This is a genomic window from Lactiplantibacillus sp. YT640, assembly GCF_049745435.1.
Taxonomy (GTDB): Bacteria; Bacillota; Bacilli; order Lactobacillales; family Lactobacillaceae; genus Lactiplantibacillus; species Lactiplantibacillus plantarum.
In genome coordinates, this window is the sequence record NZ_JBMNVY010000002.1 from 211456 (window position 1) to 222833 (window position 11378).

The 11378-nt window shown below is 46.2% G+C and carries 13 protein-coding genes; 6 read left to right on the forward strand and 7 right to left on the reverse strand.

What is annotated here, in order from left to right:
* Window positions 1-33: 33 nt before the first annotated feature.
* From ACOV1R_RS02555 to serC, 3 genes are read right to left on the reverse strand one after another with little or no spacing between them, the layout of a single operon-like run.
* Complete coding sequence (locus tag ACOV1R_RS02555) at window positions 34-477, reverse strand: GNAT family N-acetyltransferase (protein ID WP_021356927.1); 444 nt, start codon at window positions 475-477, stop codon at window positions 34-36.
* Window positions 474-1652 carry a phosphoglycerate dehydrogenase gene (locus ACOV1R_RS02560; RefSeq protein WP_015379677.1) on the reverse strand — a complete coding sequence of 393 codons (1179 nt, stop codon included), beginning with the start codon at window positions 1650-1652 and terminating at the stop codon, window positions 474-476. The genes ACOV1R_RS02555 and ACOV1R_RS02560 overlap by 4 nt, the downstream gene beginning before the upstream one ends.
* A gap of 15 nt (window positions 1653-1667) precedes the next feature.
* Window positions 1668-2741, reverse strand: a complete 1074-nt coding sequence (gene serC, locus ACOV1R_RS02565) for a 3-phosphoserine/phosphohydroxythreonine transaminase (protein WP_003641796.1) — start codon at window positions 2739-2741, stop codon at window positions 1668-1670.
* A gap of 383 nt (window positions 2742-3124) precedes the next feature.
* Between serC and ACOV1R_RS02570 the strand changes: the two genes are divergently transcribed.
* The 3 genes from ACOV1R_RS02570 (at window position 3125) to ACOV1R_RS02580 (ending at window position 5721) form a co-directional block, all read left to right on the forward strand.
* Entirely contained in the window at window positions 3125-3748 is a 624-nt protein-coding gene (locus ACOV1R_RS02570; RefSeq protein ID WP_015379678.1) for a histidine phosphatase family protein, read from the forward strand.
* A gap of 260 nt (window positions 3749-4008) precedes the next feature.
* Window positions 4009-4998, forward strand: a complete 990-nt coding sequence (locus ACOV1R_RS02575) for an aldo/keto reductase (RefSeq protein WP_003643690.1) — start codon at window positions 4009-4011, stop codon at window positions 4996-4998.
* Window positions 4999-5499: 501 nt separating this feature from the next.
* Window positions 5500-5721 carry a hypothetical protein gene (locus ACOV1R_RS02580; RefSeq protein WP_003641799.1) on the forward strand — a complete coding sequence of 74 codons (222 nt, stop codon included), beginning with the start codon at window positions 5500-5502 and terminating at the stop codon, window positions 5719-5721.
* Window positions 5722-5723: 2 nt separating this feature from the next.
* Here the strand turns inward: ACOV1R_RS02580 and ACOV1R_RS02585 are convergent, their stop codons facing one another.
* A complete protein-coding gene (locus tag ACOV1R_RS02585; RefSeq protein WP_015379680.1) occupies window positions 5724-6074 on the reverse strand; it encodes an iron chaperone in 351 nt (116 codons plus the stop codon).
* Window positions 6061-6933 carry an NFACT RNA binding domain-containing protein gene (locus tag ACOV1R_RS02590; RefSeq protein WP_015379681.1) on the reverse strand — a complete coding sequence of 291 codons (873 nt, stop codon included), beginning with the start codon at window positions 6931-6933 and terminating at the stop codon, window positions 6061-6063. The genes ACOV1R_RS02585 and ACOV1R_RS02590 overlap by 14 nt, the downstream gene beginning before the upstream one ends.
* A 175-nt stretch (window positions 6934-7108) precedes the next feature.
* Between ACOV1R_RS02590 and ACOV1R_RS02595 the strand changes: the two genes are divergently transcribed.
* The gene (locus ACOV1R_RS02595) at window positions 7109-8296 is read left to right on the forward strand and encodes an acetate/propionate family kinase (protein ID WP_003641803.1); all 1188 of its coding nucleotides are present in this window, start codon (window positions 7109-7111) and stop codon (window positions 8294-8296) included.
* A gap of 118 nt (window positions 8297-8414) precedes the next feature.
* Complete coding sequence (locus ACOV1R_RS02600) at window positions 8415-8606, forward strand: hypothetical protein (protein ID WP_003641804.1); 192 nt, start codon at window positions 8415-8417, stop codon at window positions 8604-8606.
* Between the two features lie 138 nt (window positions 8607-8744).
* Here the strand turns inward: ACOV1R_RS02600 and ACOV1R_RS02605 are convergent, their stop codons facing one another.
* Together ACOV1R_RS02605 and ACOV1R_RS02610 are read right to left on the reverse strand one after the other, a co-directional pair.
* A complete protein-coding gene (locus ACOV1R_RS02605; protein WP_003641805.1) occupies window positions 8745-9095 on the reverse strand; it encodes a fluoride efflux transporter FluC in 351 nt (116 codons plus the stop codon).
* A complete protein-coding gene (locus ACOV1R_RS02610; RefSeq protein ID WP_003641806.1) occupies window positions 9095-9478 on the reverse strand; it encodes a CrcB family protein in 384 nt (127 codons plus the stop codon). Before ACOV1R_RS02610 ends, ACOV1R_RS02605 begins: the two co-directional genes overlap by 1 nt.
* A gap of 300 nt (window positions 9479-9778) precedes the next feature.
* Between ACOV1R_RS02610 and ACOV1R_RS02615 the strand changes: the two genes are divergently transcribed.
* Window positions 9779-11299, forward strand: coding sequence for an ABC-F family ATP-binding cassette domain-containing protein (locus ACOV1R_RS02615; RefSeq protein WP_015379683.1), 1521 nt, complete (start codon window positions 9779-9781; stop codon window positions 11297-11299).
* Window positions 11300-11378 lie beyond the last annotated feature (79 nt).

The window sequence follows — 11378 nt, forward strand, 5'->3', positions numbered from 1 at the left end:
TCGTTAAGAATCGTACTGGCTTAATTAAGAAAACTAACGTTGCCATTGCATCGTATATTCTGGTTGCTGGGTTGCTTGGTCACTAGCCTGATCAATGACACGGAAACCGTGATAGTGATAAAAGGCAATGGCTGGGCGATTAGCAACATAGACGTTTAATTGTAATTGATGATGGTCAGCTTGGGCAGTCGCCAATAGCGCCGTCCCCAGACCTTGATGTTGAGCATCATTGCAAATGAAAATTCCGGCAATGTAATCGTTTTGTAAGCCTATAAAGCCCAGAATATAAGCTTCAGGTCCGTCGGTCAGTCCGATGATGAGTTCGGCTGATTGTAATGCTTCACGTACTAAGGGGGCTTGTTGACGCCAGTAGTCGGCACTGACAAAGTCATGGGCCGTTAAATTACCACTTAACCAGATTGTCATTAACTGATCGAGTTGGTGAGTTGTCGGGTGTTGTAAGTGTTCAATCTTCATTCGACGCTACCCCGTTTTAATAGTCGAACGCGACTCACTGCCGGAATTTTAGACAGTTCAGCTATTAGGTCGGCTTGTTGTGGCTGCTGTAGGTCGTCGACGTCAATGATGGTGTAAGCAATCTGGTGCTTAGCGGCGTTAGCCATGGTAGTGATGTTGAGGTTGGCCGCTGCTAGTTTGGCCGTGATTTGACTCACCATATTAGGCACATTTTCGTGAATGACTGTAAAGCGGTAAGCCGCGTTGAACGGGACGTTTAAGTCTGGCAGATTGATGGCCGCATGAACGTTACCGGTTTCCAAATAAGTCATGATAGTGCGCGCAGCTTGTGTGGCACCGTTGATTTCAGCCTCGATAGTCGAGCCGCCGATATGGGGTGTCACGGTAACCGCGGATTGGTTGGCAAGCTGGGGTTCGCCAAAATCGGTGTAGTAGTGGGCAACTTGTCCCATGGCTAACGCATTCATGACGGCAGTATTGTCAACGATGCCCAGCCGTGAATAATTAAATAATTGAACGCCTGTTGGCATGGCGGCTAACGCATCTTTATTAATCAGATGAAGTGTGTCGGCATTTTTAGGAACGTGGACGGTGACAAAATCAGCTTGTTTGACTGCATCTGGCAGCGTGGCCGCTCGCTGGACTTGTTTGGCAATGTTCCAAGCGGCATCTGCAGATAGATAGGGGTCGTAACCAATTACATTCATGCCTAGACTCAATGCTGCATTGGCAACGAGAGCGCCAACATGGCCGAGTCCGATGACGGCCAAGGTCTTACCCGTTAATTCAATACCATTAAATTGCGTCTTGTCGTGTTCTGTGCGTTGAGAAATATCAGCTTCGGTATGCTGGGCCGAATAGGTCGTTGCAGCTATTAGATTACGGGATGCCATAATGAGCAGGCCGATGATGAGTTCCTTAACGGCATTAGCGTTACTTCCCGGGGTGTTGAAAACTGCAGTCCCGTTGGCGGTTGCCTGATCGATAGGAATGTTGTTAACGCCGGCACCAGCGCGCACAATGACTTTCAACGATGACGGTAATGTCTCGGTATGTAGGTTGACCGAGCGAATTAAGTAAGCATCCGGATGCTCAGATTGATTGAGCGTGTAATCAGCAGTAAACGTGTTGAGGCCGGCTGGGGCGATGGCGTTATAGGTTTTAACTTGATACATAAATATCCTCCTTGATTAACGATGGTGTGCTTCAAAAGCGGCTAGATAGTCAACTAATGCCTGAACACCGGCTAACGGCATGGCGTTATAGAGGCTGGCACGCATACCGCCAACTAAGCGGTGACCCTTTAGGTTTAATAACCCGTGCTCACGGGCGCCTTGAATGACTGCGGCATCGAGGTCGGCCTGACCTGTGACGAATGGAACGTTCATGGTCGAACGGTCGCTGGTCTTGACTGGATTAGTAAATAGTTGTGACTGGTCTAAGAAATCATAGAGTAAGGCGGCTTTAGCGTGATTGCGAGCAGTCATTGTGCTGAGCCCGCCTTGGGCCTTTAGCCACTTGAGTACGAGACCCGCGGCGTAAATAGCAAAAACAGGCGGCGTGTTGAACATCGAATCTTTAGCCGCGAATAGCTGGTAATCCAGCATGCTTGGCAGGTTGGCGACTTGACCAATTAAATCATCACGGACAATGACGATTGTCAAACCAGCGGGACCCAGATTCTTCTGAGCACCAGCAAAGATGAGCCCAAAATCGCTGACTTGGTAAGGTTCACCTAAAAAGTTTGATGACATGTCGGCTACCAGTGGTACTTGACCCGTAACTGGCAGGCGCGTCATCATGGTTCCTTCAATAGTATTATTAGTTGTAAGATGAATATAATCGAGGGATTGATCGATGGGCTGGACGACCGTTGGCAGTTGGTTAAAATGGTTGGCAGCGCTACTCCCCAGTATCGTGACTTTAGTACCGACCCGTTTAGCTTCATCGGCGGCGCGTTGTGCCCAGTGACCGCTGTCAAGCAACCCGATACGATGATGAGGCGCCAGATTTAGTGGCGCAGCAGTGAACTGTAGCGTGCCCCCGCCTTGAAAGAAGAGCACGTGATAGTTGTCAGGAATGGCCATTAAATCGCGAAGATCTTGTTCGGCATCTTGAAGGACTTGCGCAAATAAATCGGAGCGATGCGAGATCTCTAAAATGCTCATGCCGGAGTCTCGAAATGATGGTAGCTCCGCTTGAATTTGAGTGATGACTGGTTGTGGTAGAACGGCTGGCCCAGCAGAAAAATTATAAATTGGCATGAAAAACCCTCGCTTTCAGTAGTTTAATCAAGGTAATAAAAAAGTCCTCGCAGTCGGTTTCGACTACCAGGACGGATAATAACGAGATTAAGCAATTCCACCTGGTAGCGAATGTCTTAGCATCCGTGCTCAGGCTGATTTGCGTACGCAAAATTAGGCCGACACAGATGGGTGTGTAGACCAGGAGGAACTGATATGATGATTGATAGGATTAGTTAGAACCATCAGTTGGACACTCCTTCGTTAAACTGGTGTTGGCACCAGTCAGTTAATTGCGTTGGTATTAATTTAGCAAGCACGTAACTATTTGTCAAGCTAGATAATGAGAAAAGACTGTGGCACAATTAGTATTATTAATAATAATTTAATCTTGGAGGCGCACGATGACAACCTTTTACGTGGTACGACATGGACAAACAGTGGCCAACGCCCAAAATTTAAAACAAGGCACGATTAATACAGCCGTCACGCATTTGAATTCGGTTGGCAAGCAGCAAGCGCAAACGTTGCACGATACGTTTGACATTAGCTTCGCGGATCGGTTGATTTGTAGCCCGCTTGACCGGACCCAGGCCACGGCGGCGATTTTGAATCAAGGCCGGCAACTACCTGTTAGCCAGGACGAGCGGTTATTGGAAATTTCATACGGCCAGTGGGATGGACAGGATAATGATCAGTTGCTAGCGGCCTATCCGCAGTACTTTGATCCACTTTTACAGGACGTTTTGCCAAGCTACGTGGAGGTTGCGACGGATGGCGAGACTTTTGTGCACGTGCAACAACGGGTAGCAGCATTTTTGAAGACAACAGCACAAGCCCATCCAGACGAGCAGATCATTGTCGTGACCCATGGTTTTACCGTCAAAGCCATGGCCTTAGCGATACTAAAGCCGACCGATCCGATGAGCTTACCGGAGCCAGCTAATACGAGCGTCACTAAAGTAATGGTGGATGCTGTCCATGGTCGCCAATATTTAGCATATTATAACCGCCTACCTCAATTCTGACGCGCAATGACTTAACGAACGGGCGATTCCGGGCTACAATAGATGGTGGTTTGAAATAGCCACGCACTGTTGAACCTTATTTCAAATCAAAGTCTAATTAGGCAGCAACAGCAGACATCACATATAAACTCCTAAGTGAGGTGGTCCTAGCATTTGGCGAGGATCGCCCTTTTGTATCCGCTTAAGCGTTTGATCAGTACCAATATTACAGGCGCGGTATAATATAAATAGTATTCAAAAATTAGATGAGGTGAGTAATGATGACATATTCAGCAGCATCAACGCGCTATGACGAATTACCGATTCGACGCGTGGGTAAGACGGGGCTACAGTTACCCGTTGTCTCGTTAGGGCTATGGCGAAATTTTGGGGATGAAGCGCCGTTTGCCAATTCACGAAAAGTGGTTCTAGATGCCTTTGATCATGGCGTTTTTAGCTTTGATTTAGCAAATAATTATGGACCATCGAAGGGATCGGCAGAGCGGACGTTCGGACAAATTATGCAACGAGATTTAAAGCCGTATCGTGATGAGCTCGTCATCACGACTAAAGCCGGATATCCGGCCTGGTCAGGGCCGTATGGGGCTTTCGGCTCACGCAAAACATTGATCAGTTCATTGGATCGTAGTCTTAAGCAAATGCATTTAGATTACGTCGACATTTTCTACTCACATCGTCCAGACCCTAACATCGATTTGTATGAAACTGCCGCGGCCCTTGACCAGTTGGTTCGTCAGGGGAAGGCGTTGTATGTCGGAATTTCAAATTATGACCGCGACCAAACGGCAACGATGGTTAAGTATTTTAATGAGATGCACACGCCGTTTACGGTTAATCAGTACTCATATAACATGTTGAATCAACAGGCTCAAACAACGGGCCTGATTGACTATCTCGGCCAGCATAATGCGGGCTTGGTGGCATATGGTCCATTAGCTGAAGGATTATTGACGCAGCGCTACTTACAAGGAATTCCAGCCGATTTTCCGATTCATCGAACGAATAAATATTTATTTGATCAGGGGACTGCAGCCGTTGTCAATCAGTTGAATGCCCTGAACAGAATCGCTGAGCAACGGGGACAAACCTTGGCCCAAATGGCTTTGGCTTGGCTACTACGGTCACAGGTCGTCACGAGCGTCATCATTGGTACGACCAATGTCGACCACTTGCACGCTAATCTTGAAGCAACGCACAATTTAACCTTTAGTGATGATGAAGTAAAAGCTATTACCGCGATTCTAAAGTAAATTGCATTAAAGGCCACTCCCCCAATATGCCGGGGAGTGGCCTTTTTATTAGCGCGTCCTGTTTATTAAGGTCAAAAATAGCTCACTCTTAGGCTCGTTAGGTAGACTCCTGTTCTTCAGCAATAATCGCCCTATTTCCGACCTCCGGGGCGGAGCGACAATTGCTGGAACGTAAACCGACATCGATTTGAGCCCGAACCCGCCCAGTCTCAAATACGAGACTTATTCTAAGCTGGCGGCTTTTGAATTTAATGACGGTCATGTTTTGAACTGAGCCATAGCCGTGCGCTAACTTCAACTGACCGAATCCGGGCAATTTTAAAATAATTTGGGCGAATGTTCGGTAACCTCGGTAGTTAACGGCATAATTAGTTAGCTGGTGAAATTACTGATTGGTACAAGTGACCGGTTTATCAACGTCATCAAAATGTAATAGTTTTTATCGAACGTACGTTCTAAAAATGTGCTATGATGGAGCTACTATTTCGATGAGGTGATCTAATGGAACAGCTGAAACCAATTGAAGCGTCGTTATTGCAAGCTTATGAGTTAAACTGCGTGGTTCGGTTAACTTTAAGTGATGGTCATCAGCCGAGTGGCTTAATTGCGGCTGTGGACGACCAGCAGCTTTTTTTGAATCAACAAGCGGGAGTCGTTAAGCCGATTGCGTTGAGTGACGTAACCGCCATTGATTTTCTTAAACAGTCTTGGTGGCAGCGGTAATCCTAAAGGTCGTATTTCGCTATGATTTCGTGACGACGGAATTCGGTAATAGCAGTAATCAATTCAAGTGGTAGGGGCTGATCCAGCGGAAACTGGATGGCCCCTTTGCTTGTTTTATAGGTGATTAATTGATCATGAAAAGTCTCAATTGCACTTGGCGTTGGGTACAAGCCAAAGTGATGTTTGAATAAAGCAAAATGGATGACGTTTTCGTGCCAATATAAGGTCGGCATCTGGTACTTTAACTGCTCTTGCGCCTCTGGTAAGACCGTTGCAATGGTTTGCTGTAAGGCTATTAATTGCGATTGATAGGCTTGTGGTGTGTTAGCAATATAGGCCTCAATCGGCGTCATGGTGAATATCCTCTTGGTCACGTAATTCAGCGGCTAAAGTAGCATCAGGGACAACGGTGATCGTGCGTGCAGGACCACTAAAGGTGACAAGCCCAGCCTTAGCACCCTTGGGTTTACGCATCTGGCCAACGGTGAGCACATCAACAGGTACGCGGTTCATCTGACGACCCTTACTGTAATAGGCCGTCAGTACGGCCGCTTCCTGCAAGGTTTGTTCACTCGGATGATTACTGTGAATAACCACGTGTGAACCGGGAATTTCACCACCCGCGTGCATCCAGTAGTAATCTTTACGGGCCGTCAATGTTAGGTGGTCGTTTTGACGACTATTTTTACCAACTTCAACCAGCACGTGGTCGTGCGTGTAAAAGCGGCGGGGATGGGCGGGTGTTGGGGCCTTAGACGAGTGTAAAACGTGGGTATGAATCGCGCCCGCAGCAATCAGTGTTTGCTTAAGCGCGGCGACCGCTTGTGGATCATTAGGGTCGAAAGCTGCTTGAGTTGCTAATTGCTGGTATAGTTCGGTCTTGGCCGTCGCCAAATTTTGTTGAACGGTCGCTTGACCGCGTTTGCTTTTGTGATAATGATGAAAATAATCCTCGGCATTTTCAATAATTGATTTTTTAATATCGAGTTTAATACTGAGTTGGTGGCCTTGATAGTCGGGCAATTCGACGAAATGATGGTGCCCTTCGATCTGGCTAGCATACGTCTTCAATAACGTGCCCTTGAGTTGCAAATCACTGACATCAGGCAGGTGGTCTAATGCTTTAGTTAATGATTCGATTTGTTTACGCGTGTGGTGAATTAAGTGCGCTAATCCAGTTTGGACTAGGTCGACATCGGTTGTGGTCGTCATTAATGGGTTCCTCTAATCTGTAAAAGTTAACGTCTTAATAATAACATGTTCTGGTTAGTTAACAGTGGAAGATTGGGACTAGCGAATGAATTAAGATGTCAAATGACACGATTGAAAAAAGTTGAGCAATTTTCAGAAAAGTTCGGTATTCTATTACATGGGAGTTGATTGAGAAATGCAAAAAACATTAATTATTAACGCAGGTAGTTCATCATTGAAATGGCAATTATTTGCTATGCCTGCTGAAACGGTGGTTGCTAGTGGTCTCGTTGAACGGATTAGTATGCCCGGTTCAATTTTCACCATCAAGTATGGTGACCATCAAAAGTTTGAAACGACAGTCGATAATTTAGATCAAAATCATGCGGCGCAGATGTTATTGGCTGAATTACAGCGATTAGCAATTATTGACTCATTAACGGAAATTACGGCAGTTGCTCACCGAGTCGTTGCGGGTGGCGAAACGTTCAAGCAAGCAGTTGAAGTGACGCCAGCGGTACTAGAGGCCATTAAGGGGCTTAGTGACTTTGCACCATTGCATAATCCGATGGAGGCACGTGGTATTGAGACGATGGCTCAGGCTTTACCGACCGTTAAACAGTACGCGGTATTTGATAGTCAATTCTTTACCGATTTACCAGAAATGAATGCAATTTACAGTTTGCCATATGAATTGACCCAAAAATACCATATTCGCCGTTACGGTGAACATGGTATCTCGCATGGTTACTTAACCGGTCGGGCTGCAGAACTGCTGGCTAAGCCGAAAGATGACCTCAACCTGGTGACGTTACACTTAGGTAGTGGCGCGTCATTAGCTGCCGTAAAAAATGGCCGGGCCTTCGACACATCGATGGGCTTTACGCCATTAACGGGTGTCACAATGGGAACGCGCGCGGGTGACGTTGATCCGGCCGTATTGCCATTCCTCATGAAAGCTTTAAAGATCGATGATCCGAATGAAATCATGATGATGCTTAACAATCAGTCTGGGTTGTTAGGAATCTCAGGAATTTCACCAGATATGCGTGAAATCCGTGCGCAAGAAGCCACGAATCCCCAAGCCCAACTAGCTGTTGAAATTTTTGTCAATCGGATTGTTAAGTATGCCGGTAGCTATTTGACAGAATTAAAACGGGCGGATGCGCTGATTTTTGCGGGCGGCATTGGCGAGCATAATGCGACCTTGCGCCAGCAAATTATTGATGAACTGAGCATCTTTGGTGTGACCCTGGATCCGAAATTAAATGAAGCGGGTCAAGAAGGACTCATCAGTGGCGCAGATTCCAAGATTAAAGTGATGTTGATCCCAACTAACGAAGAATTAGCGATGGTGCGACAAGTTGCGGCGTTGCAAAATTAAGCTTCTCTTAATTTACGACTGCAATCAGTCTGCCGCTGTATAGCGCGTGCTATACTAACTGGCAAGGTACCCATGATGGGACTTGTAAGGAGGGAAGCTCTCTTCGCAGAGCGCATAGATGATCGGTTTATTGATTGCTTTAGTAATTGGTTTATGGTTGCTCAAAGTTATCTTTAAAATTGGTTTTAAAATTATCGGTTGGGTGTTCATGATTGTGATTGGGTTGTTTTTATTTAAAATCGCATTATGGTTAGGCCTGATCGTCGTGGCGATTGCCGGCGTTGCATTATTCGGAAATGCCACCACGTAATTTGAAAGATAAAGATGAGCGTTGTTAAAACTAGTGTCATCGGCACGCTAGCCGTAAAGGCGGCTTGTTGGAACTAAATAGTCATTGAACAAAAACAGGAAATCTCAGTTAGTTTTGTGAGACTTCCTGTTTTTTGAGTTAGATTAAAGTTCCGAGATAAACCATGACTAGGCCACCGACGAGACTCAAGCCAAAGTATTCCCAGGCGACCCGTTGATGGTGGTTACGGCCGAGCAACACGAGTTCGTTGATCATTGTTGAAAAAGTCGTATAGCCACCCATAATCCCAGTTCCTAGAAAAATCTGCCAGTTGGGCGGTAATGAGCTGGTTAAAATCCAACCGAGCAATAAAGCGCCGGTTAGATTGATAAATAACGTGGCAATTGGTAACGGCCATCGATTGAGAGGTAGTGCTAAGCGCATGATGCCGTAACGACTTAAGGCCCCTACAGCTGCGCCGGCACCGGCCAATCCGACTAGGACTAACATTAAAATTCCTCCTTTGGTAGCCAATAGGTGCTAAGGAAGTTTCCAGCTAGCCCCGCTAGCAAACCCAACCCTAAGCTAGCAGCGACATAACTTAAAGCTAAAACGCTATGACCACTTTGAAACGATTGTAGCGTTTCAAAAGTGAAGGTGGAAAAAGTAGTAAAGCTACCAACGAACCCGACACTCATACCGATAACAATATCTTCAGAGACGGGTAACCGCGCTGGTAACAAGTTAGTAATCAGGCTAAGAACAAATGCTCCCACAATATTAATCAGACACGTTATCCAGAAATGCTGTGGCCAAGTGACGAGCAAACTAAGCCCCTCCCGGAGACCACCACCTAGCATTGCGAAGCCGGTAATTGCAATGATCTTTTTCAAGCTGACACCTGCTTTCTGAAAGTAATTTTAGTTTACTGAAAAAACTTTTAAAAAACAATGGTTCTTGCAAATTGAAATTAAACATGCTAATCTACAAAGTAACTTATAAAACACGAGGTATTCAGCCAATGCGCAACTAATTAATTCTAGTAACTGAACAGAGCCATGCCTAGCGATAGGGGTGGACTGTCCGTTTTGGGATTAATTAGGGTGCTGGTGGAATCAATTGCCAGCGTTCTCATTTTGAGGACGTTTTTTTGTGCCATAAATTAGTCCCTGCAACTAAGGGGATGCTTATTAATGACAATGATTAATTTAAAAAATATTCAAAAAGATATGGCGGGACGGCCACTATTTACAATTGACCGATTAGTCGCCAATGCCGGGGATAAAATCGGCGTGGTTGGGCGGAACGGTGCTGGTAAATCAACACTGGCCCATTTACTGACGGGTACTGATCGTGATTATACGGGACAAATTATGGTGGACGAGCCAGTCAGCTATGTTGCCCAAATCGCACCGACTTTTGACCAAAGTGGTGGTCAAGCTATGCTAACCAGAATTCGGCAGGCTTTGAGCGCCCGGCCAACAATTTTAATTCTAGATGAACCGTCATCTAATTTGGATGAAACACATCAGCAATGGCTTATTAATCAGTTACAACGTTTTCGTGGGTTGCTGTTGTTGATTTCACATGATCGGCAATTATTAAATGCTGTGACGACACAGACTTGGGCGGTTGAACACCAAAAATTCACCGCATATGCAGGCAATTACGCATATTATCAGACGGTAAAAGCGCAGCAAATCGCAACTCAGGAAGCCGCGTATCAGCGCCAAAACACTCATCAGCGTGAGTTACTAGCAGCGCAGCGTCAACGTAATGAAAAAGCGCAGCGGATTCGAAAAGGCAATCGGCGAATGTCGCAAGTAGAGCGTGCCAAGACGAAAGCGACTAGGGAAGCTACCGCGGCCAAGATGGAACGAACGGCTAAACGCATGGTCGCCCGAGGACAACGGGAACCGCAAGTTGCTAAGCCCTTTACGACTTCAGGCTTTAAGTTAGTCGCGACAGATTTTCCGACGTTTACAGGTAAGACCGTGGTAACTGGTCTTAATGTCACATTGGCTGAATATGGAAAAACGTTGTTAGCACACGCTGACTTTCAAATCAGGCCACATGATCGGGTCGCTATCGTGGGGCCCAACGGTAGCGGTAAGACCACATTACTGCGTGCAATTTTAGGTGGCCGGGTGTCAGGATTACGATTGGCTCCGGCGGCACGAGTCGGAGTATTCAACCAAGATATGACAGTGCTCGACGGTAAACAGTCAGTGTGGCAAACGGTGCGGCAAGTCAGTCAGCTACCGAATCAAACGATCCGTAACGTCATGGGCGCGTTGGGCCTGCCAGCACGCTTTTATCCGCAACTGGTATCGGCGTTAAGTGGTGGTGAACTAGTTAAATTACAGCTAATTCGTATTTTAGTCGGTCAATATAACGTTTTAATGTTAGATGAACCAACCAATTATTTGGATGTGGACGCGCTGGATGCGTTGGCCGATTACTTACAAAATTATCCTGGAACCGTAATTTTTGTTTCACATGATGAACCGTTTTGCCAGGCCGTTGCTACTCGGGTATTGCAATTCGAGACGCACCAATTAGTTGATCCTGACAAAGTTGTTAAAGCGCCGCAACCGGTAGAAGCTGACTTAGCAGTACTTCAGTTCAAGTATGATCAATTAATGGCAGACCCGACGTCTTCTACAGCTGCTATTCAGGCGTTACGGCAACAAATTGATCGGCTGAAAGCATGAATTAAGGTCAACTTGTTATTGTTGTGACCCGACCTAAGTGGGGAATATTACCCAAAAACAGGTTTTCTCATAATTGAGA

Excerpts from the sequence above, each read along its gene's own strand:
- ACOV1R_RS02555 (WP_021356927.1), bottom strand. The coding sequence starts at position 477 with ATGAAGATTGAACACTTACAACACCCGACAACTCACCAACTCGATCAG.
- ACOV1R_RS02560 (WP_015379677.1), bottom strand. The coding sequence starts at position 1,652 with ATGTATCAAGTTAAAACCTATAACGCCATCGCCCCAGCCGGCCTCAAC.
- serC (WP_003641796.1), bottom strand. The coding sequence starts at position 2,741 with ATGCCAATTTATAATTTTTCTGCTGGGCCAGCCGTTCTACCACAACCA.
- ACOV1R_RS02570 (WP_015379678.1), top strand. The coding sequence starts at position 3,125 with ATGACAACCTTTTACGTGGTACGACATGGACAAACAGTGGCCAACGCC.
- ACOV1R_RS02575 (WP_003643690.1), top strand. The coding sequence starts at position 4,009 with ATGACATATTCAGCAGCATCAACGCGCTATGACGAATTACCGATTCGA.
- ACOV1R_RS02580 (WP_003641799.1), top strand. The coding sequence starts at position 5,500 with ATGGAACAGCTGAAACCAATTGAAGCGTCGTTATTGCAAGCTTATGAG.
- ACOV1R_RS02585 (WP_015379680.1), bottom strand. The coding sequence starts at position 6,074 with ATGACGCCGATTGAGGCCTATATTGCTAACACACCACAAGCCTATCAA.
- ACOV1R_RS02590 (WP_015379681.1), bottom strand. The coding sequence starts at position 6,933 with ATGACGACCACAACCGATGTCGACCTAGTCCAAACTGGATTAGCGCAC.
- ACOV1R_RS02595 (WP_003641803.1), top strand. The coding sequence starts at position 7,109 with ATGCAAAAAACATTAATTATTAACGCAGGTAGTTCATCATTGAAATGG.
- ACOV1R_RS02600 (WP_003641804.1), top strand. The coding sequence starts at position 8,415 with ATGATCGGTTTATTGATTGCTTTAGTAATTGGTTTATGGTTGCTCAAA.
- ACOV1R_RS02605 (WP_003641805.1), bottom strand. The coding sequence starts at position 9,095 with ATGTTAGTCCTAGTCGGATTGGCCGGTGCCGGCGCAGCTGTAGGGGCC.
- ACOV1R_RS02615 (WP_015379683.1), top strand. The coding sequence starts at position 9,779 with ATGACAATGATTAATTTAAAAAATATTCAAAAAGATATGGCGGGACGG.